This is a genomic window from Kitasatospora sp. NPDC056076 (assembly GCF_042266305.1).
Taxonomy (GTDB): domain Bacteria; phylum Actinomycetota; class Actinomycetes; order Streptomycetales; family Streptomycetaceae; genus Kitasatospora.
On the sequence record NZ_JBHJWG010000011.1, the window covers coordinates 109,776 to 135,106 of the forward strand.

23 protein-coding genes are annotated in these 25,331 nt (G+C 75.5%); 6 read left to right on the top strand and 17 right to left on the bottom strand.

What is annotated here, in order from left to right; translation table 11 throughout:
* Nucleotides 1–359: 359 nt before the first annotated feature.
* Nucleotides 360–1,739, top strand: a complete 1,380-nt coding sequence (locus tag ACFC1T_RS11985; RefSeq protein ID WP_375886888.1) for a streptophobe family protein — start codon at nucleotides 360–362, stop codon at nucleotides 1,737–1,739.
* 32 nt (nucleotides 1,740–1,771) lie between these two features.
* Here ACFC1T_RS11985 and ACFC1T_RS11990 read toward each other — a convergent pair whose 3' ends face one another.
* The 4 genes from ACFC1T_RS11990 to ACFC1T_RS12005 form a co-directional block, all read right to left on the bottom strand.
* Nucleotides 1,772–2,146 carry a DUF1304 family protein gene (locus tag ACFC1T_RS11990; protein ID WP_375886891.1) on the bottom strand — a complete coding sequence of 125 codons (375 nt, stop codon included), beginning with the start codon at nucleotides 2,144–2,146 and terminating at the stop codon, nucleotides 1,772–1,774.
* A complete protein-coding gene (locus ACFC1T_RS11995) occupies nucleotides 2,143–3,234 on the bottom strand; it encodes a serine/threonine-protein kinase (protein WP_375886894.1) in 1,092 nt (363 codons plus the stop codon). Before ACFC1T_RS11995 ends, ACFC1T_RS11990 begins: the two co-directional genes overlap by 4 nt.
* Nucleotides 3,231–3,827, bottom strand: a complete 597-nt coding sequence (locus ACFC1T_RS12000) for a hypothetical protein (RefSeq protein WP_375886896.1) — start codon at nucleotides 3,825–3,827, stop codon at nucleotides 3,231–3,233. The genes ACFC1T_RS11995 and ACFC1T_RS12000 overlap by 4 nt, the downstream gene beginning before the upstream one ends.
* 108 nt (nucleotides 3,828–3,935) lie before the next feature.
* Entirely contained in the window at nucleotides 3,936–6,329 is a 2,394-nt protein-coding gene (locus ACFC1T_RS12005; protein WP_375886898.1) for an FHA domain-containing protein, read from the bottom strand.
* Between the two features lie 137 nt (nucleotides 6,330–6,466).
* Here ACFC1T_RS12005 and ACFC1T_RS12010 point away from each other — a divergent pair, with 137 nt between their 5' ends.
* Nucleotides 6,467–7,816 carry an acyltransferase gene (locus ACFC1T_RS12010; RefSeq protein WP_375886901.1) on the top strand — a complete coding sequence of 450 codons (1,350 nt, stop codon included), beginning with the start codon at nucleotides 6,467–6,469 and terminating at the stop codon, nucleotides 7,814–7,816.
* A gap of 184 nt (nucleotides 7,817–8,000) precedes the next feature.
* Here the strand turns inward: ACFC1T_RS12010 and ACFC1T_RS12015 are convergent, their stop codons facing one another.
* From ACFC1T_RS12015 to ACFC1T_RS12065, 11 genes are all read right to left on the bottom strand, one after another.
* Nucleotides 8,001–8,969 carry an alpha-ketoacid dehydrogenase subunit beta gene (locus ACFC1T_RS12015; protein ID WP_375886904.1) on the bottom strand — a complete coding sequence of 323 codons (969 nt, stop codon included), beginning with the start codon at nucleotides 8,967–8,969 and terminating at the stop codon, nucleotides 8,001–8,003.
* Nucleotides 8,966–9,955, bottom strand: coding sequence for a thiamine pyrophosphate-dependent dehydrogenase E1 component subunit alpha (locus ACFC1T_RS12020; protein ID WP_375887049.1), 990 nt, complete (start codon nucleotides 9,953–9,955; stop codon nucleotides 8,966–8,968). Before ACFC1T_RS12020 ends, ACFC1T_RS12015 begins: the two co-directional genes overlap by 4 nt.
* A gap of 56 nt (nucleotides 9,956–10,011) precedes the next feature.
* A complete protein-coding gene (locus tag ACFC1T_RS12025; RefSeq protein ID WP_375886906.1) occupies nucleotides 10,012–10,926 on the bottom strand; it encodes a phytanoyl-CoA dioxygenase family protein in 915 nt (304 codons plus the stop codon).
* Nucleotides 10,927–10,952: 26 nt separating this feature from the next.
* Complete coding sequence (gene hppD / locus ACFC1T_RS12030; protein ID WP_375886909.1) at nucleotides 10,953–11,963, bottom strand: 4-hydroxyphenylpyruvate dioxygenase; 1,011 nt, start codon at nucleotides 11,961–11,963, stop codon at nucleotides 10,953–10,955.
* Nucleotides 11,964–12,043: 80 nt separating this feature from the next.
* Nucleotides 12,044–13,309, bottom strand: coding sequence for a beta-ketoacyl-[acyl-carrier-protein] synthase family protein (locus tag ACFC1T_RS12035; RefSeq protein ID WP_375886912.1), 1,266 nt, complete (start codon nucleotides 13,307–13,309; stop codon nucleotides 12,044–12,046).
* The gene (locus ACFC1T_RS12040; protein WP_375886914.1) at nucleotides 13,306–14,937 is read right to left on the bottom strand and encodes a class I adenylate-forming enzyme family protein; all 1,632 of its coding nucleotides are present in this window, start codon (nucleotides 14,935–14,937) and stop codon (nucleotides 13,306–13,308) included. The genes ACFC1T_RS12035 and ACFC1T_RS12040 overlap by 4 nt, the downstream gene beginning before the upstream one ends.
* Nucleotides 14,938–15,154: 217 nt before the next feature.
* A complete protein-coding gene (locus tag ACFC1T_RS12045) occupies nucleotides 15,155–15,673 on the bottom strand; it encodes a beta-ketoacyl synthase N-terminal-like domain-containing protein (protein WP_375886915.1) in 519 nt (172 codons plus the stop codon).
* A gap of 18 nt (nucleotides 15,674–15,691) precedes the next feature.
* Nucleotides 15,692–16,888: a beta-ketoacyl synthase N-terminal-like domain-containing protein gene (locus tag ACFC1T_RS12050; RefSeq protein ID WP_375886918.1), complete on the bottom strand. Its 1,197-nt coding sequence runs from the start codon at nucleotides 16,886–16,888 to the stop codon at nucleotides 15,692–15,694.
* On the bottom strand, nucleotides 16,885–17,166 hold the full coding sequence (locus ACFC1T_RS12055; protein ID WP_375886919.1) for an acyl carrier protein: 282 nt from the start codon (nucleotides 17,164–17,166) through the stop codon (nucleotides 16,885–16,887). The genes ACFC1T_RS12050 and ACFC1T_RS12055 overlap by 4 nt, the downstream gene beginning before the upstream one ends.
* Complete coding sequence (locus tag ACFC1T_RS12060) at nucleotides 17,163–17,438, bottom strand: acyl carrier protein (protein ID WP_360243150.1); 276 nt, start codon at nucleotides 17,436–17,438, stop codon at nucleotides 17,163–17,165. The genes ACFC1T_RS12055 and ACFC1T_RS12060 overlap by 4 nt, the downstream gene beginning before the upstream one ends.
* 55 nt (nucleotides 17,439–17,493) lie before the next feature.
* A complete protein-coding gene (locus ACFC1T_RS12065) occupies nucleotides 17,494–18,927 on the bottom strand; it encodes a class I adenylate-forming enzyme family protein (protein WP_375886922.1) in 1,434 nt (477 codons plus the stop codon).
* Nucleotides 18,928–19,115: 188 nt separating this feature from the next.
* On the opposite strand from ACFC1T_RS12065, the gene ACFC1T_RS12070 reads away from it, so the two are divergent.
* The 4 genes from ACFC1T_RS12070 (at nucleotide 19,116) to ACFC1T_RS12085 (ending at nucleotide 23,469) form a co-directional block, all read left to right on the top strand.
* Entirely contained in the window at nucleotides 19,116–20,216 is a 1,101-nt protein-coding gene (locus ACFC1T_RS12070; protein WP_375886925.1) for an alpha-hydroxy acid oxidase, read from the top strand.
* A 42-nt stretch (nucleotides 20,217–20,258) separates the two neighbouring features.
* The gene (locus ACFC1T_RS12075; RefSeq protein ID WP_375886928.1) at nucleotides 20,259–21,065 is read left to right on the top strand and encodes a methyltransferase domain-containing protein; all 807 of its coding nucleotides are present in this window, start codon (nucleotides 20,259–20,261) and stop codon (nucleotides 21,063–21,065) included.
* Between the two features lie 107 nt (nucleotides 21,066–21,172).
* Complete coding sequence (locus ACFC1T_RS12080; protein WP_375886930.1) at nucleotides 21,173–22,108, top strand: alpha/beta hydrolase; 936 nt, start codon at nucleotides 21,173–21,175, stop codon at nucleotides 22,106–22,108.
* Nucleotides 22,105–23,469, top strand: coding sequence for a PLP-dependent aminotransferase family protein (locus ACFC1T_RS12085; protein ID WP_375886932.1), 1,365 nt, complete (start codon nucleotides 22,105–22,107; stop codon nucleotides 23,467–23,469). The genes ACFC1T_RS12080 and ACFC1T_RS12085 overlap by 4 nt, the downstream gene beginning before the upstream one ends.
* A gap of 80 nt (nucleotides 23,470–23,549) precedes the next feature.
* On the opposite strand, the gene ACFC1T_RS12090 is transcribed toward ACFC1T_RS12085, so the two are convergent.
* The gene (locus ACFC1T_RS12090) at nucleotides 23,550–24,314 is read right to left on the bottom strand and encodes an ABC transporter permease (RefSeq protein ID WP_375886935.1); all 765 of its coding nucleotides are present in this window, start codon (nucleotides 24,312–24,314) and stop codon (nucleotides 23,550–23,552) included.
* Nucleotides 24,315–24,356: 42 nt separating this feature from the next.
* Nucleotides 24,357–25,331 carry an ATP-binding cassette domain-containing protein gene (locus tag ACFC1T_RS12095; RefSeq protein WP_375886937.1) on the bottom strand — a complete coding sequence of 325 codons (975 nt, stop codon included), beginning with the start codon at nucleotides 25,329–25,331 and terminating at the stop codon, nucleotides 24,357–24,359.

The window sequence follows — 25,331 nt, forward strand, 5'->3', positions numbered from 1 at the left end:
GCCCCCGCCGCCCCTGCGGCCCCCCACGGCCCCGCGGGGGTGGGGGCCCCGTACGCCCCCCCGCCCGTGCCGCCACCCGACGGGGGGCCGGCCAGCGGGCCGGACGGGGGACCGGAGGGCGGGCCGTAGGGCGGCTCGCTCGGCGGGCCGGACGGGGGCGGTTGGGAACTCATCGAGGCTCCGTTTCGCAGGCGGCCGACAGGAACGGTCGGCACGGGAAGCTCCTGCCACTGGGTTCCATTTCTCCCCCGGTGCCCCGTTCGCCGCAACAGCAGGTGGCCCCGCCGTCGCCGAGCGTGCCCCGCGGCGGTCGGTCACCCTGGGAACGGACCAGGCCCGTTCGAGCAGAGGGAGGCGGCATGCAGCAGCCCACCACCGGGGCCGCCGGCCCGCCCGGAGCCGTCCGCGGCTGGCTGGACGCGCTCGCCGTGGTGCTGGCCGGACTCGTCGCGATGGCGGCGGTGGCCGCGCTGGGCCTCTGGCTGGCCGGGGCGAGCGACCTCCCGGAGGGCGGCTTCCCGCCGGTGCTCGCCGCGACGCTGGCGCTGGCCGTCGGCGGCTCGGTCCAACTCGACGGCGGCGCGGGCAGTTTCGCGGCGGTGGACGCCGGGGTCAGCGCGATGCCGCTGAGCGTCTCGCTGGTCGGCGCGGTGGTGATCGCCGAGGTGTTCCTGCGTCAACTGCGCTTCCGCGCGGTCGCGGGAGGCGGTGAACTGCTGGGCCGGATCGCCCGGACGGTGGTGCTCTGGCTGATCGCCCTGGTGGTGATCACCGTCACCGCCAAGCACACCTTCGTGATCCAGCTCGGCGGCAGCCTGGTGGAGACCATCGGCGGCGCGCTCGGGCTCACCCCGGAGGTCGGCTTCCACGCGGACGGCGCCACCACCATCGGCGTCGGGCTGGCCTGGCTGCTGCTGGTGTTCGCCGCGGTCTTCGCGGTCTCCCGCCGGGCGCCGCTGCCGCGCGGCCTGTTGCGCTACCAACTCGCCGTCCGCCCGGCCGCGTTCGCGCTCTGGACGGTCCTGCTCGGGTACGTCGCGATCGGCGCGGTGGCCGGGGTCGTCACCGCGCTCGTGCACGGCAACGCCCGCTCGACCATGGCGGTGCTGCTGCTGGCCCTGCCCGACCTGGTCTGGCTGGCCTTCGGCCTCGGCCTCGGGGCCGTCTGGCACGGCCGGCTGGTCGGCGCGCTCGGCCTGCCCGTGCCCCAACCGCTCAGCGCGGTGCTGCGCGCCCCCGGTGGGGGGTCGGCGACCATCGACCTCGGCACCCTGGCCGAGCACGACGCGCGCAGCTGGTGGCTGCTGCCGGTGGCCGCCGTGCTGCTGACCGCCGCCGCCTTCCTCGCCGCCCGCCGCTCACCGCGCCGCGTCCGGCTCTGGCAGCACTCCGTCCGCTTCGCGCTGGCCACCGCCGTCACCGTGCTGCTGGTGGGCCTGTGGACCCGGATGGACGCCGACTACGGGCTGTCCGTGCTGGGTGTCGGCCTCGGCCAGGGCGGACTGGGGGACCTGCTCGGCGCGGTGCTCGGCGGGGACAACCCGGTGTCGGCGCTGGGCAGCGGCAGCCTGACGCTGCGCCCGGAGCTGTGGACGGCGGTGCCGCTGGCGGCCGGTTGGGGACTGCTGACCGGACTGCTCGGGGCGCTGTTGGCGGCCCGGGTGCGGCACCCCGGGGAGGTCACCGGGGAGCTCGCCGGGGAGGGCGCGGAGAGTACCGGAGCGGGCACCGGCGGCTGAACCCGGAGCGGATACCCGTACCCGCCCCGGCCTCAGAGCAGTTCGGCGAGCAGGACGGCTGCCGCCGGGACGGCCTGGGCGAGCGCGCCGCGCCACAGCTTCGGCTCCGAGACGAACAGGGTGGTCCCGCCGGCCACCATGAAGGCCGCGATGTAGAGGATCACCGGCCGCCCCGCCCCGGAGTGCCCGGTGTGCAGCAGGACCAGCCCGGCGACCAGCCCGAGGGCCAGGAACAGGTTGTAGAAACCGACGTTGAACCGCCACAGCCGGACCTCCGGGGCGTCCGCCGTGCTGCCGGTGAGCAGGTAGCGCACTCTCGGGTGCCCGTACAGGTAGCTCTCCAGCGGCCACACCACGAGGTGGATCGCGGCGGCGAGCATGGCGAAGACCTGGCTCACGGCGTTCATGGTCGACGGCTCTCCAGAGCTTCCTGGGACGGGCCCTGACGGCCCCGGTACGGCGGGTGGACGACCGGGCCGGCCCAGGCGGGCGGGTCCGGCACCGGGGTGGGGCCGGGGGCGCGGGCGACCGCCGGGACGACCCGGGTGGGCGGGCCGTCCGCCGTCCAGGGCGCGGGCCCGGTGGACGCGCGCAGCTCGGCGACGAACTGCAGGCAGCTGTCGTAGCGCTCCCCGGGCGTCTTGGCGAGCGAGCGGGCCACCACGGCGTCGACCGCCTCGGGGAGGTCGGGGCGGTGCCGGCGCAGTTCGGGCGGCGGGTCGTTGAGGTGGGCCCAGAGCAGTGCGAGGTCGCTCTCCCGGCGGAACGGCGGGGTGCCCGCGAGCATCTCGAAGACCACGCAGCCGAGCGCGTACTGGTCGCAGCGCCCGTCCAGCGGTCGGCCGGAGATCTGCTCGGGCGCGGCGTAGTCGAGGGTGCCGACGATCTGGCCGACGCTGGTCAGCCCGCTGAGCGAGAGGGACTTCTTGGTGAGGCCGAAGTCCGCCAGGTAGAGGTGCTCGGGGTGCTCGCTGTCGGTGCCGGCGGCGACCAGGACGTTGCCGGGCTTGACGTCCCGGTGCACCAGGTCGTGGTCGTGCGCGGCGTCCAGGGCGGAGGCGATCTGCAGGGCCAGCCGGGTGGCGCGCTCGATCGGGAGCGGGGCGTCCCGGTTGATCAGCGCGCGCAGGTCGCCGCCCTCGACGTAGCGCATCGCCAGGTAGAGGATGCCGTCGTGCTCCCCGGCCTCGAACACCGGGACGATGTGCGGGTGGTCGATGCCGGCGGCGGCCTCGGACTCGTGCATGAAGCGCTGCCGGAACACCTCGTTGCGGGCCAGCTCGGGGGCCAGCAGCTTGACCGCGACGGTCCGGCCGAGCCGCAGGTCCTTGGCCCGGTAGACCACGGCCATCCCGCCGCGCCCGATCTCCTGCTCCAGCCGGTAGCCCGCCACCCTCCGCCCGACCAGGCCGGCGGGCAGCCCGCCGGTCGAGGGCGAGGCCGAGTCGGAGGCCGGGGTGGAGGCCGGGGCCGGGGGTGGTTCGGCCGGGGTCACGGCTCACCCGTCCGGGTGGGCGCGTACGGGCCCTGCGTCTGCGGGTCGGGCACCGGTGCCGCTCCCGGCGCGTCCGCGGACCCGACGGCTGCCTGCCGGTCGGTGGCCGGTGGCCGGTCGGTGGCCGCGTACGTCTGCAACTGGAGCCCGTCGCAGTAGCACCAGCGGTCGTGCACCGGGTCGAACACCCAGAGCGCCTCGCCGTCCGCGACCAGGCCGATCCGCAGGCCGCGGGTCCGCTCCCGGAAGGACTCCAGGTCCAGGGCGCCCGTGGCGAGGTCCTCCAGCAGGGCGCGGTGCCGGGCGAGTGCGGCCCCGGCCTCGGCGAGGGCGGGCCGGGGGTCGGCGGTGCGGGCGGGCGGTCCGTCCGCGGCGGGGGGCGGCTGGGGGAGCACGACCAGCAGCCGGGCGTCCACCCAGGCGGTCCAGCCGTTGGAGCAGAGCACCTGGGCCCAGTCGCCCTGCCGGGCGATCAGCCGGACCGGGAGCAGCGGGTCGAGCCGGGCGGAGGGCCGTGCCGGGTCCGGCGCCGTCCAGGTCGCCAGGCCGTCCGGCGGGGCGACGTGGGTGGGGCGGAACGCGAACTCGTCCATGGGCGGGTACATTCCCTCCGCCGCGCCGACCGGTGCCGGGGGGCAGGGGTCGCGAGCGGCATTCGCACCGCAGTTCGTCTCCCACTCTACCGGCGGGGCCGGGGGCGGCTACTTGCGCATGACGCTCGGCTCGTGCCGCCGCAGCAGGGCGAGCACCGCCAGCCCGTACGCCGCCGCGAGGGCGGCCAGCGCGCCCATGGAGACCAGCCAGCCGGTGCGCTCGGGGCGGAACATCGGGTCCGCGGTGATCGGGCTCGGTACGGTGAGCCGGTTCAGGTCGACGGTGCGGGCCATCGCCGACAGGCCCCACCGGGACGGCACCAGCCAGGCGAACTGCTCCAGGCCGGGCACGCCGTGCAGCCGGAGCATCAGGCCGCTGAACACGACCTGGACGATCGCGAGGAGCACCAGCAGCGGCATGGTGGTCTCCTCCTTGGCGACCAGCGCGGACACCACCAGGCCGAGCATCATCGAGGTGAACGCCAGCAGCGCGACCGCGATGATCAGCTCCGGCAGCTGGGGCATCAGCACACCGGTGGTCACCGGCGGCGGGGCGTTCGGGCGGGGCTGCGCGGTGAGCGCGACCCCGGCCAGGCCGACCACCGTCAGCACCGCGGCCTGCGCCACGGTGACCGCGCCGAGCACCACCACCTTCGACACCAGGTACGCCGACCGGGACAGGCCGACCACCCGCTCCCGCCGGTAGATCGCGCGCTCCTTGACCACCTCGCGCACCGCGTTGGCCGAGCCGGTGAGCACCCCGCCGAGACAGAGCGTGAGCAGGCAGTTGATGGCGTTCTCGTCGCTGAGGCGGCTGCCGGCCATCGCCCGGCACATCAGGCCGATGACGAACGGCAGCACGATCATCACGGTCAGGAACAGCCGGTCGGCGGCGAGCACCGCGGCGTAGCGGCGCACCAGCGTGCCCAGCTGGGAGAACCAGCCCTGCGGCTTCTCCCGGCCGACGGGCCGCGCGGCCGCCCCGGCCGCCCCGGCCGACTCCGGCGGGCGGGCCGGGGGCACCGGGTGCGCCGCCTCGGCCGCCACGTACCGCTGGTACTGCGGCGAGGCGCGGAAGCGCTGCCGGCAGAGCCCCTCGGCGTCGTTCTCGAAGGCCTCGAAGGCCTCCGGCCACTCCGCCTCGCCGAAGTACGCCAGCGCCTCGGTCGGCGGCCCGTAGTAGGCGGTCCGCCCGCCGGGGGCGAGCACCAGCAGGCGGTCGCACACGTTGAGGCTCAGCACGCTGTGCGTCACCACGACCACCGTGCGGCCGTCGTCGGCCAGCCCGCGCAGCAACTGCATCACCGAGCGCTCCATGCCCGGGTCCAGGCCGGAGGTCGGCTCGTCCAGGAAGAGCAGCGAGGGCTTGGTGAGCAGCTCCAGCGCGATGCTGACCCGCTTGCGCTGGCCGCCGGAGAGGCTGGCGATCACCTGCTGCTCCCGCGCCTCCAGGCCCAGTTCGCCGATCACCTCGGAGACCCTGCCCTCCCGCTCCTCCTTCGCGGTGTCCCCGGGGAAGCGCAGTTCGGCGGCGTACGACAGGGCGCGGCGGACGGTCAGCTGGGTGTGCAGGATGTCGTCCTGGGGGACGAGGCCGATCCGGCGGCGCAGCTCCGCGTAGTCGCGGTAGAGGTCGCGCCCGTCGTACAGCACGGTGCCCTCGTCGGCGGGGCGCAGCCCGGTGAGGGCGTTGAGCAGGGTGGACTTGCCGGCGCCGCTCGGGCCGGCCACCGCGAGCAGGGCCTTCTCGGCGAGCGGGAAGCCGACGTCGTCCAGCAGCACCCGGTGGTCCGGGCCGACCCGGACGACCAGGTGCTGGACGTCCAGCGAGACCTCGCCGGTGTCGGTGTACTCGACCAGCCGGCCGTCGGCCAGGCAGAGCGAGGAGTGGCCGATGCCCACCAGGTCGGCCGGGCCGACCGGGGCGCGGCGGACCGGTCGGCCGTTGAGGTAGGTGCCGTTGTGGCTGTCCAGGTCGACGATCTCGTGCCCGCCGTCGGGCAGTTCGCGCAGCTCGGCGTGGTGCCGGGAGACCACCAGGTCGTCCAGGACCAGGTCGTTGTCGGGGGCGCGGCCGATCCGCAGGGCGCGGCCGGGCAGTTCCAGCACGGCGCTCGGGCTGCGGAAGGTGCCGGAGCTGCGCGGGGCGAGCAGCACCGTGCGCTCGCCGGGGGCGGGGCCGGGCAGGCCGGCGAAGGTCGCGGACGGGCCGGTGGCCGGGTCGCCGAAGCGCAGCCGGGTGCCCGGGCCTACGTCCTCGTGGTCGATCCGGTGGCCCTGGTCGTAGGTGCCGTTGGTGCTGCCGACGTCCTCCAGCAGCCAGTGGCCGTCGGTGGCGCGCAGCACCGCGTGGTGCCAGGAGACCCGGGGGTCGTCCAGCACGATCTCGCTGGTCGGGTCCCGGCCCAGGTGGTAGGCCCGGGTGGGGTCGATCAGCCGGGATTCGCGGTCGGTGACCAGGACGAGGGGCGGCGCGGTGGGTGCGCCGGGGCGCTGTCCCATGCTCGGCATTCTATCGTCGGCGGGCCCGAACGGCCTTTCCGGATCCTGACATTGGACTGGACCACTGCCTCGGCACAGCACTATCGTTCGGCGTGCCCGCAGGCCGGACCACCGGCCGGACCACCGGATGGGAACCCATGACGATCTGGCCGCATCCGCGCAGCTCCCGGACCGTCCGCGCCGGCCGGGCCGACGGCCGGGTGCTGCGCCTGGGCCTGATGGACACCATGCTCGCCGACCTCGCCGTCTCCGTCGTGCTCTGCTTCGACCGGCCGCTGGACGAGGACCGGCTCGCCGCCGGACTCGCCCTCGCCCTGGAGCGGGTGCCGGTGTTCGCCGGACGGCTGCGCACCGAGGACGGCGCGCTCCGGGCGGTCTGCGACGACTCCGGGGTGCCGCTCGCGGTCTACACCGTGGACGGCACCCTCGCCGAGGCGATGGGCCGGGTGGTGGCGGCCGGCTCCGAACTGGTCGACCCGGTGGACGCCGTCGCCGCGCGCACCGGCGGTGCCCCGCTGTTCACCGTACGGATCACCCGGACCGCCGACGGCGGGACGGTGCTCGGCTGCTCCTGGCACCACGCGATCGGGGACCTGCACAGCTTCGTGCTGCTGCTGCGGATCTGGTCCGCGGCGGTCGAGGGCGAGCCGCTGCCGGAGGCCGAACTCGTCGACGACCAGGACGCGTTGCTGGCCGCCGTACTGCCGGCCGAGGACTGCGGACGCCCCGGCTTCCGGCTGCCGGAACCGGCGGAGGCGGAGCAGCTGGCCCGCGAGGTCGCGGCCGGACCGCGCGCCAACCGGACCGTCCAGATCGCCTTTACCGAGGCCGAGGTCGACCGGATGCGCGAGGAGTTCGGAGCGGCCGCCGGGCGCCGGCTCTCCGCCGGGGACGCGCTCTGCGCCCATGTGCTCGCCACCCTGCGGGAGTTGGACGGTGACCAGGCCGAGCGGATGCTCACCGTGCCGGTCAACGCCCGTCGCTGGCTGGGCCTTTCGCCCGCCCTGGTGGGCAACCTGCTGAGCGAGGTGCACGTGCCGCACCGGCCGAAGGACGGCCCGGCGGTGCTGGCGGCCGCGCTGCGGACGGCGGTCGAGGAGTTCCCGACCGCCCACCTCAACCTGCGCTCCAACCTGGACTTCCTGGCGGGGCTGGGTCGTTCACGGATGGGGGAGTGCGTGCCGCTGGGCTTCGACCCGCAGCAGCGCCGGTTCAGCTTCTCCAACTGGAGCCGCTTCGGCACCTATCGGGTGAACTTCCAGGGCTGCTCCCCGGTGTTCGTCAGTCCGGCCGCCAACTACCCGCTCCCCTGGGTGAGTTGGACCATCGAGGGGTACCGCGGCGAGGGATGGCTCAGCACCGTGGTGCTGCCCGCCCGGCTCGCCGCCCGGGTCCGCGGGGCGGACGGCCGGGCGGCGCTGCACCGGTTCCGGCTGGCGGGCGACGAGCCGCCCGTCTCGGCGGCGGTGCTGCCGAAGGTGCTGTGAGCCCCTCCGGTGCGGCCCGGCAGGCCTGCTCGATCGCCCGGCAGCGCCAGGAGGTCCGCCACCGGGCGGGGGTCGGCACCCGCCCGGCGCATGCCCTCGACCCGCCGTCACGGTGGTGGCCGGGGGGCCGTGACGGCGGGTCGGAGGTGTCGGGGCCGGGGGCCGGGGGTGTCGGGGGCGGCGGTCAGCGGGCCTTCACGACGGACCGCAGTGCGTGCCGCAGCTGCTCGCGGCCGGGCTGGACGGCCCGGTCGAGGGCGGGGGCGAAGGGCAGCACTGCGCCGTCCGGGCGGGTGATCCGGCGCGGCGGGGCGATCAGCCGCATCTCCTCGGCGGCGGTGGCGAGCACCTCGGCGCCGAAGCCGCAGCTGCGGTTGGAGTCGTCCACGACGACCAGCCGGCCGGTGCGCTCCAGCGACTCGGCGAGCGCCGGCCAGTCGAAGGGGTGGACGGTGCGCGGGTCGAGCACCTCGACCGAGAGCTCCGGTGCCAGCTCCTCGGCGACGGCCAGGGCGTCGTGCACCAGGTGCCCGAGGGCGACCAGGGTGACGTCCGTGCCGGGTCGGTGGATCCGGGCCCGGCCGAGCGGCACCGGGGCGAGTTCCCAGGTCACGGTCTCGCGCACCGCCAGGGCGGCCGCCGGGGCGAACACCACCACCGGGTCCGGGTCGCGGATCGCCGAGCGCAGCAGCCCGTAGGCGTCGGTCGGGGTGGCGGGCACCACGGTCTTCACCCCGGCGTGCGCGAACAGGCTGTAGGGGTGGTCGGAGTGCTGCCCGGCCCAGCCGTCCCGGGAGCCCGAGCCGGGCACCAGGCAGGTCAGCGGGACGGCCGCCTGGCCGCCGGTCATCAACGAGAACTTGTGGGCCTGGTTGACGAGTTGCTCGAAGACCAGGAAGAGCAGCGAGGGGATCTGGAACTCCAGCACCGGCCGCCGCCCGGCCAGGGCGGCGCCCATCGCCATCGCGGTGAAGGCCTGTTCGGAGAGCGGGGTGTCCACGATCCGCTCCGGGCCGAAGCGGTCCAGCAGGCCCAGGGTGGGGCCGGCCAGGCCGGCGCCGATGTCCTCGCCGAACACGCAGACCGCCGGGTCCTCGGCGAGTTCGTCGGCCAGGGCCCGGTTGAGCGCCTTGGTGTACGAGAGCCTGGTCACGCCGACACCCCCGCCCGGGGCCGCAGGCCGTCGGCGTACAGGTGGTCCAGCGCGCCGGCCGGGTCCGGGTGGGCCGATGCCAGGGCGAACTCCTCGGCGGCGGCGAGCTGTTCGGCCACCGAGCGGTCCAGTTCGGCGACCGCGGCCCGGTCCAGCGGGGCGGCGGCCCGGGCCAGCGGGTCGCGCTCGCGCCAGGCCGCGACCTCCTCGGGGGTGCGGTAGCGCAGTTTCATCCGGCGTTCCATGGTGTGGTGGCCTTCGTAGCGGTAGGTGCGGCACTCCAGGAAGCCGGGGCCGCCGCCCGCGCGGGCCCGCTCGACCGCGCGCAGGGCGGCGGCCCGGACGGCCTCGGTGTCCATGCCGTCCACCTGCTCGGCGGGGATGCCGAAGGCGGCGGCCCGGCCGGTGGCGGTGCCCGCGACGGCGGTCGCGGCGGGCAGGGTGGTGGCGTAGCCGTTGTTCTCGCAGACGAAGAGCACCGGCAGCCGCCACATCGCCGCGAGGTTGAGCGACTCCAGCAGCACGCCCTGGTTGAGCGCGCCGTCGCCGAAGAAGGACACCGCGACCGGGCTGCCCTCGGTCCCGCTCTCGGCGTGCGTGGCGTGCGTGGCGTGCGTGGCGTGCGTGCTGTGCTTGGCGGCCCAGGCGGCGCCCACCGCGATCGGCGCCCCGGCGCCGACGATGCCGTTGGCGCCGAGGATGCCCAGCGAGAGGTCGGCGGCGTGCATCGAGCCGCCCCGGCCGCCGTTCAACCCGTCGACCCGGCCCGCGAGTTCGGCGAGCAGCCGGTCCGGGGCGGCGCCCCGGGCGAGCACGTGGCCGTGGCCGCGGTGGGTGCTGGTCAGCCGGTCGGCCGGGCCGAGCGCCGAGCAGACGCCGACCGCGACGGCCTCCTGCCCGATGTACGGGTGGATGCCGCCGGGGATCGCGCCGGACTTCACCAGGCCGAGCGCCAGCTCCTCGAAGCCGCGGATCAGCCGCAGCATCCGGTAGCGCTCGGCCGGGGCGGCCAGCGGGGCGATCGCGGCCGCGGGCGGTGCCGTCACAGCGTTCCCCGCCAGACCGTCGGGCAGAACGCCGGGTCGGCGTAGTCCGGTCGGCCGTCGGCGGTGCGGCGCACCAGCACGTCGTGGTTGTACACCACCGGGCCGCCGTCCGGCCCTTCGTGCCGCCGGTACTCGTTGGCGCCGTCCTGGAGGTGCAGCGAGACGGCCCGGCGGGGGAAGGAGGCCAGGTTGGGGCCGCTGCCGTGGTAGGTGCGGCAGTGGTGGAAGGACATGTGGCCGCGCGGGATCAGCATCGGGACCTTCCGCACCCGCTGCCCGTTGAACGCGGCGTTGGCGTCCAGGATGGCGTCCAGCTCGGAGTTGTCGCGGTCGGCGAAGTGCCGGGTGGAGTCCTCGCCGGAGGGCATCTCCCGCCAGCGGTGGCTGCCGTCGACCATGGTGATGGTCCCGTTCTCCTCCCGGCAGTCGTGGAACGGGATGAAGGCGGTGAGCATGGACTGGGAGGTCGAGGTCTGCCAGTAGTGCTTGTCGAAGTGCCAGGGCACGTGGTTGCTGGGCTCCCCGGGCACCGGGGGCTTGTAGATCAGGGTGGCCTGGAAGATCCGGATCTCCTCGGCCCCGGCGAGCAGTGCGGCGACCGCGCCGACCAGCGGCTTGCGCAGGATCGCGCCGATCGCGTCGCTCTCGTGGTGGACGTAGTCGTTGTGCCGCTGGACCGGCCCGTGCGAGGGCTCCCAGGCGGCCAACCGGGGCGGGCGGACGGGCAGTTCACGGTCCCGGTGGCCCGCGTAGTACAGCTCGGTGGCGGCCTGGAGGGTGTCCAGCTCCTCGTCGGTGAACAGCCGGCGGGAGAGGTACCAGCCGTGCTCGCGGTAGTGCGCCACCTCCTCGGGCGTGGGCAGCAGGGCGTGCTCGGCGTCGGTGAGGCGGAACTCGGTGGCAGTGGTCATCGGTGGTGCTTCCCTTCTGGGGGCGGTCAGCGGGCGGCGGCGGAGGTCTGTCGCTCGACCGCCTCGTAGAGCGCCTTGATGTTCGCGGTGCCGAACGTGCCCGCGCCCTGGCGCTCGATCAGTTCCAGGAAGGAGGTGCGCCGCGGGTGGGTCGAGCGGGCGAAGATCTGGAACAGCTGGCCGCCGTGGTCCTGGTCCACCAGGACGTGCAGGTCGCGCAGGGTCTCCACCGGGATGGCCGTCCCGCCGAGCCGCTCGGTGAGCGTGTCGAAGTAGGCGCCCGGAGTGGTCAGGAACTCCACGCCGCGGGAGCGGGCGGTGCGTACGGCGGTGGTGATGTCCTGGGTGCTGAACGCCAGGTGCTGCACCCCGGCGCCGCCGTGGGCGGACAGGAACTCGTCGATCTGGCCCGGGCGGCGGGCGGTGTCGGGCTCGATCAGGGTGAAGGTGACCAGGCCGGAGGAGCTCTGCACCACGGTGGAGTCCATGGCCTGCTCGCCGACCTCGATGTACTCCTCGAAGATCGCGTGGAAGCCGAGCGCGGCCTCGCAGAACCGTACGGCGTCGGCGAGTTCGCCGCCGGGCAGGCAGATCGCGACGTGGTCGAGGGCCTCCAGCAGCCCGGGCCCGGCGGTGCCGGTTGCCCCGTCGGCCCGGTCCGTCCCGGCCGCGTGCATCGAGGTGAACCGCAGGGCGGTGTCGCCGAATCCGGCGATCAGGCAGGCCTCCCGGTCCAGCACCCGGGCGCCGTGCCGTTCGGCCCGCTCCAGGGCGGCCCGCGGGTCGGTGCAGCCGAGGGCGAGCGCGGCGACGCCGTCGCCGTGCCGGGCGACGTAGGCGGACACCGGGTGGCCGGGGTCGGCGGCGGCGGTCAGGCGCAGCCGGATCGAGCCCTGGGTGAGGTCGACGGTGCGGGTGCCGTCCGCCGAGGTGGTCGGGGGTGCGGCGGTGAAGTCGTAGTCGGCGTGCAGTTCGGCGGCGGTCTTGTCGGCGTCCGCGCAGTGGAACTCGACGCGGGCGATGGTCTGGATGGACAACGGGATCTCCCCCCGGAGGGATGGTGGTTCGAGGAGCGGCGCGCTGCCGGGCGGCGCTGCCCGGCGAGGACCCGCGGGAGCTAGCGCGTGGCGTCGACGGGGCGGACGGAGGCCGGGCCGAGGATCAGGCTGAGGTTGTGGCCGCCGAAGGCGAAGGCGTTGCTCAGTGCGGCGCGCACCGGGGTGGACCGGGCGGCGCCCCGGACGTGGTCCAGGTCGCAGGCCGGGTCCGGGTCGACCAGGTTGAGCGTCGGCGGCAGCGTCCCCCTCGCCACCGCCAGGGCTGTCACCGCCGCCTCCAACGCGCCTGCGGCGCCCAGGAGATGGCCGGTGGAGCCCTTGGTGGAGCTGACCGCCGGCCGGTGCGCGCCGAAGACGGCGTGCAGGGCGGCGGTCTCCGCCACGTCACCGAGCTTGGTGCCGGTGCCGTGGGCGTTCACGTAGTCGATGTCCTCCGGGGCCAGGCCTGCGTTGGCGAGCGCGGCGCGCATCGCGTCGGCGGCGCCGGCGCCGTCCGGGCGGGGCATGGTCGGGTGGTGGGCGTCGGTGGAGGCGCCCCAGCCGAGCACGTCCGCGTAGCCGGTGGCGCCGCGCGCGGCGGCGTGGCTCGCGCTCTCCAGGACGAGGACGGCGCTGCCCTCGCCCAGCACGAAGCCGTTGCGGCGGCTGTCGAAGGGTCGGCTGGACTGTTCCGGATCCTCCCAGCCCTGCGCCAGGGCACGGGCGTTGGTGAAGGCGGCGGCGATGGTCGGGTGCAGCGAGGACTCGGTGCCGCCGCACACCACCACGTCGGCGTCGCCCGCGCGGATCAGCCGCAGCCCCTCCGCGATCGCCTGGGCGCCGGCCGCGCAGGCCGTCACCACGGCCGAACTGTAGCCCCGGATGCCGTACTTGATGGCGATCCGGGCCGCGGCCATGTTGGAGAGCATGCCGGGCAGCAGGTACGGGCTGACGCCGGGGCGGCCGCGCTCCAGCCGGCGGTGCGACTGCTGCTCGAAGGTCTCCAGGCCGCCGCCCCCGGTGGCCAGCACCACGGCGGTGCGGTGCGGGTCGGCGTCACGGCCGACCACCAGGGCGGCGTCGGCGAGCGCGTCGTCGGCGGCGGCCAGGGCGAGTAGCACGAAGCGGTCCACGCAGCGGGTCTCGGTGGGCGGCAGCACCTCGCGGCCGTCCACGGCGGGGGCGATCCCGGCGGCGGGCAGCCAGCCGTGCGCGGGGTGGTCCTCGGGGACGGCCCGAAGGCCGGAGTGGCCGGCGGCCAGCGCCTCGAACACCTCGGCGGGCCCCCGGCCGAGCGGGGAGACCAGGCCGATGCCGGTGATGACGGCGGCTTCGCGGTCGGTCATCGGGCGCTCACCGCCGCCAGGTGGCGCTCACGCAGCAGGACCTTGCGGACCTTGCCGGTCGGGCCGAGCGGGATGTCGTCCCCGGTGACCACCAGGACCTGGCGGACGGTCGCGGCGGTGGCCTCGTCCAGGGCGGCGACGACGGCCTCGGCGCGGTCGGCCTCGGCGGCGGCGCCCCGGTCGGCGTCCTCGCCGAGGAGCAGCAGTACGTCGGTGACCACCTGCTCGCCGTCCCGGACGGCGACCACCGTGCAGTCCAGCACCTCCGGGCGGGCGGCCAGCACCCGCTCCTCCGACATCGCGGTGAACAGCCGCTTGCCGTCGGCGAGTTCGAGCGAGTCCACGGCCCGGTCGACGTGGTAGTAGTAGCCCTCCTCGTCCCGGTACATCAGGTCCCCGGTGAGGAAGCGGCCGCGCAGCCGGGTGCGGAAGGTGGTGGCCGAGTCGTTCCAGTAGCCGAGGGCCAGGGTCGGTGAGGCGGTGGCGAGTTCGCCGACCTCGCCGGGGCCGAGCGGTTCGCCGTCCGGGCCGACCACCTCGCAGTCGACGAAGGCGTGCGGGCGGCCGACGCAGCGGCCGTAGCGGTCGGTGCCGGGGCCGTGGGTGATGAAGAAGTGCGAGTGGCCCATCTCGGTGGAGCCGAGGCCGTCCACGAACAGCGAGCCGGGCTGCCGGGTGCGGCCCTGCCGGGTGACGGTCTCCCGGCTGCCGGTGGCGATCAGTCGGCGGATGTGCACCTCGTGGGCGCAGTCGCCGGTGTTCCACCAGAGTGCGACGGAGGCCAGGTCCCGTGCGGCCAGGTCGTGGTGGGCGAGGTCGGCCCAGGTGGCGGCGAAGCCGATCACCCCGGTGGGGTGCCACTGCTCGATCGCGTCCAGCACGCCGGCGCCGGACTGGCCGGACAGGCAGGCCAGTTCGGTGTGCGAGCTGAGCGCGAGGTTGAGCGCGATCAGGGTCGCGGCGTGCGGGGCGGGCAGGGCGCTGAGCATCCGGTCCTGGCCCTGCGGGCGGGGCAGCCGCAGCCGGTGGCGGATCGCCGCGTACAGGCCGGCGTGGGAGTGCACGACGGCCTTCGGCATGCCGGTGGTGCCGGAGGAGTGGGTGATCGCCACCGGGTCGCCGGACCAGTGCCGGTAGGGCTCCGGGGCGGCGTCCGGGTCGCCCGCGCTGAGGGTGGAGATCTCCGGCAGCAGCGGTGCGCCCGGGTCGTACTCGGCCAGGGCGGCCAGGTGGGCCGGGTCGGCGAGCACCCCGACGGCGCCGAGCCGGGCGATGTAGCGCGCGGCGCGCTCGGCGTCCAGGTTGGGGTTGAGCAGCGCGGGGACGGCGCCGAGCCGGGCCAGGGCGAGGAAGGCGAGCACGTGCTCGGCGGCGTCGCTCGCGTGGACCACGACCGGGTCGCGCCGGGTGACGCCGAGGCCGTGCAGGGCGGCGGCGCGGGCCCGGACGGCGCGGTCGAGCTCGCGCAGGGTGAGCGGCTGCCAGGCGGGGTGGCCGTCCACCGGGGTGTCGAAGGTGAGCAGCGGCTCGTCGAGCTTCTGGCCGAGGGCGATCCGGGCGGTCAGCACGTTGCCGGCGCCCACGTCGGGGTCGTCCGCGAGCTGGGTGCGGAGACTGCGGATGGTCACGGGGGTGGATCCCTCCCTCGGGGCCGGGGCGGCCCGGGCGGCTGATCGGGTGTCGGGGTGCGGCCGGCGCGGACGGCGGCCGGGCAGGGGTGGGGCGTCGGCCGTGGCGGGGCGTCGGCGGTGCGAGGGCGGGCCGGGCGGGTCGCTGGTGTGCCGGGTACGGCTGCGTCAGGCGGCGGGCCTCATCGATGGCTACGGGCGCCGCCGGCCCGCGGGTTCAGTCGGCGGGCCCGGCGAGCAGCACGGCCACGGCGTGGTCACCGTCGGGGCCCTGCTCGGCGGCGATCACCAGGACGTGGTCGGCGTCCCCGTCGGCCAGCAGCAGTGCGGCCAGCTCGTAGGCGTCCGCGGGGACGGTGCCGGGTGCGGCCTCGGCCGGGCTGATCGCCACGACGGGGCCGGTCAGGCCCCAGCGGGCGGCGATGTGCCCGAGGACGGCGTTGGGGTTGGACTGGAAGAACAGCAGCGGGGCCGGGCGGTGTCCGGGCTCCGCGCTCCGGTCGATGGCGCGCGCGGTGGCGAGGTCGCCACCCGCGCTGGCGAGCAGCAGGGCGGTGCGCCCGGGGGCGGGCGGCGGGCCGTGGTGGGCCCGCAGGCAGTGGTCGGCGGTGTCGGCGATCAGCGGGGCCAGGCCGGCGGGGGTGAAGCCGGGCAGCGGTGGCGGGGGCCCGGGGAGGTCCGGGCCGGGGCGGCGGGCCTCGGCGAGGACGCGCGGGGCGGCGGCAGGGGTGGTCATGGTGTGTGGGTGTCCGGGTCAGGCGGCGGCCAGCAGCAGGGCGGTGTTGGCCCCACCGAAGGCCGAGTTGAGGGTGAGCGCGTAGTCGGGGCGGGTGGTGTGCGGGCCGTCCAGCACGAGGTCCAGCCGGACGTCGGGGTCGGGGCCCAGCCAACCGGCGTTGACCGGGGTCAGTCCGCTCTCCAACGCGCCGACCGTGACGGCGAGTTCGAGCAGGGCGGAGGCCTCCAGCGCGTGGCCGTGCACCGATTTGCTGGAGCTGACCGGCAGTCGGTCGGTGTGCGGGCCGAACACCGTGTGCAGGGCGGTGGCCTCGGCCCGGTCGGCGAGCTCGGAGCCGGTGCCGTTGGCGTTGACGTAGCCGACCTGGTCCGGGGTGATGCCCGCGCGGCCCAGTGCGGCCTCGATCGCCCGGGCGACCCCGGTGCCGTCCGGCTCCGGTCGGCAGACGTGGTGGGCGTCCCCGGTCCGGCCCCAGCCGGCCAGCCGGGCGAGTGCGGGAGCCGAGCGCCGTTCGGCGGCCGGGGCGGACTCGACCAGGACGGCGACGGCCGCGTCGCCGAGCAGGGTGCCGGTGCGGCCGGCGCTGAACGGGCGCAGTTCGCCGTCCCGGGCCAGGGCGCGTCCGGCGTCGAAGACGGCGAACACCCCGGGCTCTACCAGGTGGCCGGCCGCGACCAGGACCCGTTCGTGCCGACCGGCGGCGACCAGGGCGGCGGCGTCGGCGACCGCGGTGGCGGCCGCCACGCAGGCGCCGGTGTACACCCGGGTGACGCCCGGCGCGCCCCAGTGCGCCCGGACCCCGGCGGCCACCGCGTCGGCGGTGGCGCGGGTGCGCCCGTCGCTGTGCAGGGCGAGCAGGACGGGCAGCGCGGCGCCCTCGGCGGCGGTCAGCCCGGCCTGCCGGCCGGCCTGTCCGATCGCCTCCAGCACGGCCCTGGCCAGCGGGAAGGTGCTGGCCAGCGGTACCGTCCCGGGCAGCAGGGCGGCCCGGGTGGTGCGCCGGCCGGTCACGTCGAAGCGGGTCACCTCGGTGAACGCGGCCTTGCCGTGGGCGGCGGCCTCGGTCAGCGCGGTGAGCCCGCGTCCGGCGGCGCTGAGCACCCCGACGCCGGTGACGACCGGGCGGGCGGCGACCGCCACGGGCCCGGGTGCGGCGGGCCGGGGCGGCGGGCCGGGCGTGCCGGTGCCGGTGTCAGTGTCGGTGCCGGTCACGGCCGCGCTCCGGCGCGGGCGGCCAGCACCGTCGAGCGCAGCAGCTCGGTGGCGTCGTCGACCGTCCGCACGGCGCCGAAGTGCTCGTCGTCCAGGTCCAGCTGGATTCCGTAACGCTGCTCGAACTCGGCGATCAGCCAGGTCAGTTCGAGCGAGCCGAGTTCCTCGGGCACGGTGTCGGCGGCGCGCTGCCCGAACGCCGCCAGCATCGTCATGACCTCGGCCCGGTCGGGGAGCGCCCCGGGGGCGGAGTCCGCAGGGCGGGCGGAGTCGGTCACGCCGCGCTGCCGGTGGCGGCGGGGAGGGCGTCGATCCGCTTGACCACGTCGGCGGTGAACTCGTCCAGGGTCATCATCGCGGTGGTCTCCATCTCGTCCAGGTCGAACTTGATCCCGAACTCGTCCTCGACCTGCACCGAGAGTTCGGCCAGGGCGAGCGATTCGAGGTCCAGTCCGGCCGGGCCGAGGTCGGTGTCCCCGGTGACCTCGGAGACGTCGTACTGCATCTCGGTGAGGGCGGCCAGAACGAACGCGCGGATGCGGTCCTGCATGAGTGGGCTCCTTGTCGGGGTTGTCCGGAGGGTGTCCGGCGGGTGGTGCGTCCGGTCAGCGCACGGTGGCCGCGGCGGTGTCGCGCAGGGCGGCCGGGTCGCGCAGCAGCTTTCCGGTGGCGGTGCGGGGGAGGGCGGGCAGCAGGACGAGGCGGCGCGGCCGCTTGTAGGCGGCGAGCCGGCGGGCCAGCCCGTCCTGGACGAGGGCGGGTTCGGCCCCGGCCTCGACGGACAGGTACGCCTCGATCGCCCCGTCGTCGAAGACGACGACCGCCTCGCGGACCTCGGGCAGCGCGGCGAGGGTCTGCTCGACCTCGGTGAGGTCGACCTTCAACCCGCCGATCGAGACCTGGGAGTCGAGCCGGCCGTGCACGGTGACCAGGCCGGTCGCCTCGTCCAGGGCGGCGGCGTCGCGGGTGTGCAGCCAGCCGTCCGACCAGCGGCCCGGGTCGTCCAGCCCCGGGTACGGGGAGGTGGCGGCGCCGAGCTGCAGCTCGCCGGCGACGAGCCGCATCCGCATGCCGTGGACGGGGCGCTTGGCGGGGTGCAGCGTTCCGTCGAGGTCGGTGGCGATGACCCCGGTCTCGGTCATGCCGTACATGGTGCCGAGCGGTACGCCGTACCGTTCGGTGAACAGCGCGGGCAGGCCGGGGCGGACCAGTTCGCCCGCGACGACCATCCGGCGCAGCTGCGGCAGCGCCGGGGGAGTGACCGTCCCCGCCAGCAGCTCGGCGTGGAAGGGCACTCCGACGACGGTGGTCGGCCGCTGGTCGGCGGCGACCGCGGCGAGGATGCCGGCCGCCGTCATCCGCTCCGGGACAGTGAGCACGGCCCGGGCGTGCAGGGCGTTGAGCAGCCCGCCGACCAGCCCGAGCACGTGCACCACCGAGGACAGCAGGACGACCCGCTCGCCCTCGCCGGGGAACTCCACCAGCCTGCGGTAGCAGTCGAGTTCGCGCAGCAGGTCGGTGGCGGTGCGGGCGATGACCTTGGCCGGGCCGGTGGACCCGGAGCTGAGCTGGATCAGGGCGTGCCCGGTGCGGGCCGGGAGCCCGTCCGGCAGCGGGACGGCGACCGGCTCGACCTCGGAGAAGCCGCGCAGCGCCGCGGCGGGCCGGTGGGCGGAGCCTACCAGCACCTGCGGAGCCAGCCGGGCCACCGCCGCGTCCACTTCGTGGTCGGTCAACCGGTGGTCGAGCAGTGCGACTTGGGCGCCGAGCCGCCAGCAGGCCAGCAGTACGGCGACGAAGGCCACCGAGGGCGGCAGCCGCAGCGCGGCGGTGCCGCCCGGGCCGAGCCCGGCGGCGGTCAGTCGGTCGCACTGGTCCTCGACCAGGGCGCGCAGGGCGTCCCGGTCGAGGGGTGCGCCGAAGTGCAGGCACTCCTCGCCGCCCGGCCCGGCCAGCAGCGACCGTTCGACCCAGTCCTGCGGGGCGTCGGCGTGCGGCGGGGCGGAAAGCGGAAGGGAAAAGCGGGAAAAGCCGGTCAACGCGGCTCCACAACAAGTGAGGGGATTTGACATGGACGCAATGGGCGTCGTTCTCAACCAATACGGTCAATTCCGTTGCCAGACCTTGGCACAGACGTTTGGTCAAATCAAGGTCTATACCAATGTGCTCGTTGCTCCTACGCTGCCGAACCGGGACCGGCCCGCGCGTGGCCGTCCGGGAAACGAGGATGCCCGTGGGAGCACTCACGCTGGCCGGGATCGAGCACGCCGCACGCGACCGACTCCCCCCGGAAATCTGGGACTTCATCGAAGGCGGCAGCGGTGCGGAACGCACTCTGACGGCGAACCGGGAGGTGTTCGGGCACTATGCACTGCGCCCGCGCACCCTGGTCGACGTCTCGGCCTGCGACCCCGCGCTGACCCTGCTCGGCGCCCCGCTGCGGATCCCGCTGGGCATCGCCCCGATGGCCTACCACCGGCTGGTCGACCCGGAGGGCGAGACCGCCACCGCGCGCGCCGCCGGGGCGGCCGGCGCCCTGCTGGTCGCCGGGATGTTCGCCAGCCGCACCCTGGAGGAGATCGCCGCGGCCGCCACCGGTCCGCTCTGGCTCCAGCTCTACTGGCTGCGCCGCCGCGACGCCCTGGCCGCCCTGGTGGAACGCGCCGAGGCGGCCGGCTTCCGGGCCCTGGTGCTGACCGTGGACGCGCCCAGGATCGGCCGCCGGCTGCGCGACCTGCGCAACGGCTTCGCCGTCCCGCCCACCGTCCGCGCGGTCAACCTGGACGAGACCCTGATGTCCGCCAGCCACCGCGCCACCGAGGGCGGTTCCGGCATCGCCGAGCACGCCCGCGAGCAGTTCGACCCCACCCTGAGCTGGTCCGACCTGGCCTGGCTGCGCGAGCGCACCCGGCTGCCGCTGGTCCTCAAGGGCGTGCTGACCGCCGAGGACGCCCGGCTGGCCGTCGAGTACGGCGTGGACGCCCTCCTGGTGTCCAACCACGGCGGCCGCCAGCTCGACGGCGCGCTGCCCGCCCTGGCCGCCCTCCCCGAGGTGGTCGACGCGGTGCCCGCCGAGCTCCCGGTGCTCCTGGACGGCGGCGTGCGCACCGGCACCGACATCGCCGTCGCCCTCGCCCTCGGCGCCCGGGCCGTGCTGATCGGCCGCCCCGCCCTGTGGGGCCTCGCCGTCGACGGCGAGGCCGGGGTGCACCGGGTGCTCCGCCTGCTGCACGAGGAACTCGACCACACCCTGGCCCTGTTGGGCCGCCCCCGGCTCGCCGACCTGGGCCGCGACGCCCTCGCGCGCTGGCCCCGCCCGGTCGGCTGAACCGCGCCGTACCCGCAGCCCGTTCCTCCAGAAGGAGAACCGATGACCGAACCGACGAGCAGGACCGACGACCGCTTCCCCGGCTGGGACTGGGACGACCCGGACGGGCTGGAGACCCGCCTGGACGCCTTCAGCGCCCAGGTCGCCACCTGCAAGACCCTCGAAGCCCGCCCCGGCACCCTGCCGCACGACCACCACGACTTCCGCGAACTCGGCCTCACCGGGATCGAGTTCGCCGCCTTCCGGACCGCCCACCCGGAAGGCCTCGGCACCGACCTGGCCACCCTGCGCGGCGCCGCGGCCGACGGCGGGCCCGGCCCCGCCACCGAGCCCGGCACCCTCTACCGGGTCGACGGCGACCGCTGGTTCACCCAGCTGGACGTCTCCCGCCCGCTGCCCTTCGCCGACGCCAGCGTCGACTGGGTCTACGCCGAGCACCTGATCGAGCACGTCACCCTGCCGGTCGCGGTCGGCTGGCTGCGCGAGGCCCGCCGGATCCTGCGCCCCGGCGGCGTCCTGCGCCTCACCACCCCCGACCTCGCCCGCTACCTGGTCGGCTACGCCACCGGCGACGGCTTCCTCGGCAAGCACCGCCGCCGGCTCGGCACCCTGGGCTTCGGCCCGCCGATGCCCGCCCGGCCGGCCTTCCTGGTCAACCAGATCTTCCGGTACTACGGCCACCAGTGGATCTACGACCTGGACGAACTGCGGCACGTGCTGACCCTGGCCGGGTTCACCCCCGACCAGATCCGGCACTGCGCCTACCGCCAGGGCCTCCGTTCGGACGTCGCCGACCTCGACACGGCCTTCCGCACCGACGAGACCGTCTACGTCGAGGCCGACCGCTGAGCCACCGCCGGATTTCCACCCGCCCAGCACCCGCCTGCTGAGCCACCGCCGAACCCCCGCCGAGCCGCCGTCCGGCCCCGGCCGGGCCACCGAACGGACCGCCACCCATGCCCCTGCACCCCCAGGCCGAGGCCTACCGCGCCCACCGCGCGCGCAGCGGCGCACCGCCGCTCTACACCCTCACCCTCGCCGAGGCCCGCGCCGCCGACCTCGCCGACATCCGCGCCGCGTCCGGTACCCCCGAGCCGGTCGCCGCCGTCGAGGAGCACCGCATCCCCGGCCCCGGCGGCGAACTCGCCCTGCGGCTCTACCGGCCCGAGCCGCCCGGCCGCCCGCTGCCCGCCCTGCTCTACCTGTTCGGCGGCGGCTGGACGCTCGGCTCGGTCGACACCAGCGACGCGATCTGCCGCCGCCTCACCAACGCCGTCGGCTGCGTCACCGCCTCGGTCGGCTACCGCTCGGCCCCCGAGCACCCGTTCCCCGCCGCCCTGCACGACTGCCGCGCCGCCCTGGAGCAACTGGTCGCCGGGGCCGCGGACTTCGGCATCGACCCGGACCGCCTCGCGGTCGGCGGCGACAGCGCCGGCGGCAACCTCGCCGCCGCCCTGACCCTGCTGCTGCGCGCCGAGGGCGGCCCGGCGCTGCGCCACCAGCTGCTGGTCTACCCCAACACCGACCACGCCGCCGACACCCCCTCGCTGCGCGAGCACGACGACCCGTTGCTGTTCAACCGCCGCTCGGCCGCCTGGTACTGGGGCCACTACCTGGCCGACCCGGCCGACGGCGCCTCCTCGTACGCCTCCCCGCTGCGCGCCGCCGACCTGTCCGGCCTGCCGCCCGCGACCGTCCTCACCGCCGAGTACGACCCGCTGCGCGACGAGGGCGAGCGGTACGCCGAGGCGCTCCGCGCGGCCGGGGTCCCGGTGGACCTGCGCTGCTACCAGGGCATGCCGCACGGCTTCTTCGCCATGACCGGCACCCTGGACGCCGCCGCCGAGGCCCAGGCCCACGCGGCGGCCCGCCTCCGGGAGGCCCTGCGGTGACCGACCACGACCCGACCGACCACGACCCGACCGGCGTCGACCGGATCGCCGACGGCACGATCGCCGACGACCCGGCCGACCTGGCCCTCGCCGACCTGCACGGCTCGCTCGCCGACCCGCTGCTGGACGCGATGACCTTCCTCAACGAAGTCACCACCCGCTACCCCGGCGCCGTCTCCTTCGCCCCGGGCCGCCCCTACGAGGGCTTCTTCGAACCCGAGGACGTCCCCGCCTACCTGGACGGCTACCTCGACCACCTGGCCGACCGCGGCCTCGACCGCGACGCCGTGCGCACCGCGCTGTTCCAGTACGGCCCCACCAAGGGCATCATCGCCGACCTGGTCGCCCGCACCCTCGCCAACGACGAGGGCCTCACCGTCGACCCCGCGGCCGTGGTGCTCACCGTCGGCGCCCAGGAAGGCATGCTGCTGGCCCTGCGCGCCCTGTGCGCCGGCCCGCAGGACGTGCTGCTGGTCAGCTCGCCCTGCTACGTCGGCGTGACCGGGGCGGCCCGGCTGCTCGACCTGACCACCCGGCCGGTCCCCGAGGGCCCCGACGGCGGCCCCGACCCGGCGGCCGTCCGCGCCGCCGCCCGGGAGGTGCGGGCCGAGGGCCGCCGCCCGCGCGCCCTGTACGTTGTCCCGGACTTCGCCAACCCCTCGGGCACCAGCATGCCGGTCGCCGCCCGCACCCGGCTGCTGGACGCCGCCGCCGAGGAGGGCCTGTTGGTGGTCGAGGACAACCCGTACGGCTTCTTCGCCCGCACCCCGGGCCCGCGGCCCACCCTCAAGGCGCTGGACCGCCGCCGCCAGGTCGTCTACCTGGGTTCCTTCGCCAAGACCTGCTTCCCCGGGGCGCGGGTCGGCTACGTGGTCGCGGACCAGCGGGTGGCCGGCCCGGGCGGGCGCCGCAGTCTGCTGGCCGACGAACTGGCCAAGGTGAAGAGCATGACGACGGTCAACACCCCCGCGCTCAGCCAGGCCGTCATCGGCGGCATGCTGCTGGCCCACGACTGCAGCCTGCGGGCCGCCAACGCCCGTGCCACGGCCCACTACGCGGCCGGGATGGACACCCTGCTGCGGGAGCTGGACCGGCACTTCCCGGCCTCCGAGCGGCGCCGGCTGGGGGTGGACTGGAACCGGCCCGAGGGCGGCTTCTTCGCCGTGCTGACGGTGCCGTTCCGGGCCGACGACGCGGCCATGGAGCGCTGCGCCCGGGAGTTCGGGGTGCTCTGGACGCCGATGACGCCGTTCTACCCGGCGGGCGGCGGCGAGCACCGGCTCCGGCTCTCGATCAGCTCGCTGACGCAGGCCCAGATCATCGACGGTGTCGCCAAGTTGGCGGAGTTCATCCGCTCCTGAGCGGGGCGGAGACGGCAGCGGGGCCCGGCTCGCGGGTGCGAGCCGGGCCCCTTCCGTACCTCCGGGTCGGCGTACCCGCGTCAGCGCACCCGGGTGGAGAACAGCCGGGCCGACCAGTACACCGCCAGGACGGTCATCAGCACGACCACCAGCAGGCCCTGCCAGACCGCGGGGTCCCCGGCGTGCCCCGAGAACAGCGCGCGCATGCCCTCCACCGCCCAGTAGAAGGGGTTCCACCGGGCGAGCTGCTGTTGCCACTGCGGCGCCAGGGTGAGCGGCAGCAGCACCCCGGAGAGCAGCGCGATCGGCTGGGCGATGGTGTTCACCACCGGCGACATGGCGGCGTCGGTGGGCACCATCAGCGCGATCCCGTAGGAGATCGCGGAGGTCATCAGCGCCAGCAGGGCCAGCAGGACGTAGGCGAGCAGCAGGTTCAGCGGGCTGACCCGCAGGCCGAACGGCAGCGCGATCAGGGTGATCAGCACGGCCTGCACCAGCAGCGCCACCATCTCGCGCAGGGCCCGGCCGAGCAGCAGCGCCAGTCGGCTGACCGGGGTGACCCGGGAGCGCTCGATGATCCCGGCCCGCAGTTCGCCCAGCAGGCTGAAACCGGTGAACAGCCCGCCGAAGATGCACAGCACGGCCAACAGGCCCGGTACGTACACCTGGTAGGTGTCGGCGTAGCTGCCGGAGCCGTCCGGGGTGAGCACCTTCTTCAACAGCGGGGCGAACAGCACCAGGTAGAACAGCGGCTGGATGATGCCGACGGCGATCCAGATCGGGGTGCGGATCATGAGCAGCAGCTGGCGCTGGAGGATCAGCCAGGTGTCGCGGGCGAGCTTCACGGTCTCCCCAGGGGGTCGGGCAGGCAGGGCGGTGGGGCTGGATCAGGACTGCTGCAGCGAGCGGCCGGTGCGGGCCAGGAACACGTCGTCCAGGCTGGGCCGTTGGAGCTGCACGGTGCCGGGGGTGACGCCTGCTGCTTCCAGGGCGCGCAGCAGCCGCGGGATGGCGGCCGCGCCGTCCTCCAGGTAGAGCCGCAGCCCCTCGTCGCCGTTGGCCTCCAGCCGGTGCAGGTACGGCTGCGGGCGGAGCACCGCCGCGGCGCGTTCGGCGACGTCCTCGCCCGGGAGGAGCCCGAGCAGCACGACGTCGCCGGAGATCTCCCGCTTGAGCGCCTCGGGCGTGCCCTCGACCACCACCTGGCCGTGGTCGACGATGGCGACGCGGTCGCAGAGCGCGTCGGCCTCGTCCAGGTAGTGGGTGGTGACGACCACGGTCATGCCCTCGGTGCGCAGTCGGCGGATCTCCTCCCAGACGTACGCCCGGCTGGCCGGGTCCAGCCCGACCGTGGGCTCGTCCAGGAACAGCACCTGCGGCTGGTGGATGACCCCGAGGGCGATGTCCACCCGGCGGCGCTGGCCGCCGGAGTAGGTGGCGCACGGCCGGTCGCCGAAGTCGCCCAGGTCGAAGGCCTTGAGGGCGTCCTCGGCGGCCTGTACGGCCCGGGCCTTGCCCGCGCCGTACAGCCGGGACTGGAGCACCAGTTCCTCGCGGGCGCTGACGGTGTCGGTGGTGCCGCCGCCCTGGGCGACGTAGCCGATCCGGCGTCGGACCCCGGCGGGGTCGGTGAACAGGTCGGCCCCGGCGATGGTGGCCCGTCCGCCGTCGGGGCGGATCAGGGTGGCCAGCATGCGCAGGGTGGTGGTCTTCCCGGCGCCGTTGGGGCCGAGGAAACCGTAGATCTCGCCGGCGGCGACGGACAGGTCGATGCCGCGCACGGCGTCGACGGTGGAGTCCTCGCCGCTTCGGCGGGAGGTCTTCTTGCGGTAGGACTTGCGCAGTCCCGCGGTCTCGATCAA

Bases quoted from the DNA above. Each gene is read 5' to 3' on its own strand.
- ACFC1T_RS12060 (WP_360243150.1), bottom strand. From the start codon at position 17,438: ATGCAGGACCGCATCCGCGCGTTCGTTCTGGCCGCCCTCACCGAGATG.
- ACFC1T_RS12005 (WP_375886898.1), bottom strand. From the start codon at position 6,329: ATGGGACAGCGCCCCGGCGCACCCACCGCGCCGCCCCTCGTCCTGGTC.
- ACFC1T_RS11990 (WP_375886891.1), bottom strand. From the start codon at position 2,146: ATGAACGCCGTGAGCCAGGTCTTCGCCATGCTCGCCGCCGCGATCCAC.
- ACFC1T_RS12070 (WP_375886925.1), top strand. From the start codon at position 19,116: ATGCCCGTGGGAGCACTCACGCTGGCCGGGATCGAGCACGCCGCACGC.
- ACFC1T_RS12035 (WP_375886912.1), bottom strand. From the start codon at position 13,309: ATGACCGACCGCGAAGCCGCCGTCATCACCGGCATCGGCCTGGTCTCC.
- ACFC1T_RS12075 (WP_375886928.1), top strand. From the start codon at position 20,259: ATGACCGAACCGACGAGCAGGACCGACGACCGCTTCCCCGGCTGGGAC.
- ACFC1T_RS12025 (WP_375886906.1), bottom strand. From the start codon at position 10,926: ATGACCACTGCCACCGAGTTCCGCCTCACCGACGCCGAGCACGCCCTG.
- ACFC1T_RS12000 (WP_375886896.1), bottom strand. From the start codon at position 3,827: ATGGACGAGTTCGCGTTCCGCCCCACCCACGTCGCCCCGCCGGACGGC.
- ACFC1T_RS12080 (WP_375886930.1), top strand. From the start codon at position 21,173: ATGCCCCTGCACCCCCAGGCCGAGGCCTACCGCGCCCACCGCGCGCGC.
- ACFC1T_RS11985 (WP_375886888.1), top strand. From the start codon at position 360: ATGCAGCAGCCCACCACCGGGGCCGCCGGCCCGCCCGGAGCCGTCCGC.
- ACFC1T_RS12045 (WP_375886915.1), bottom strand. From the start codon at position 15,673: ATGACCACCCCTGCCGCCGCCCCGCGCGTCCTCGCCGAGGCCCGCCGC.
- ACFC1T_RS12010 (WP_375886901.1), top strand. From the start codon at position 6,467: ATGACGATCTGGCCGCATCCGCGCAGCTCCCGGACCGTCCGCGCCGGC.
- ACFC1T_RS12020 (WP_375887049.1), bottom strand. From the start codon at position 9,955: ATGCTGCGGCTGATCCGCGGCTTCGAGGAGCTGGCGCTCGGCCTGGTG.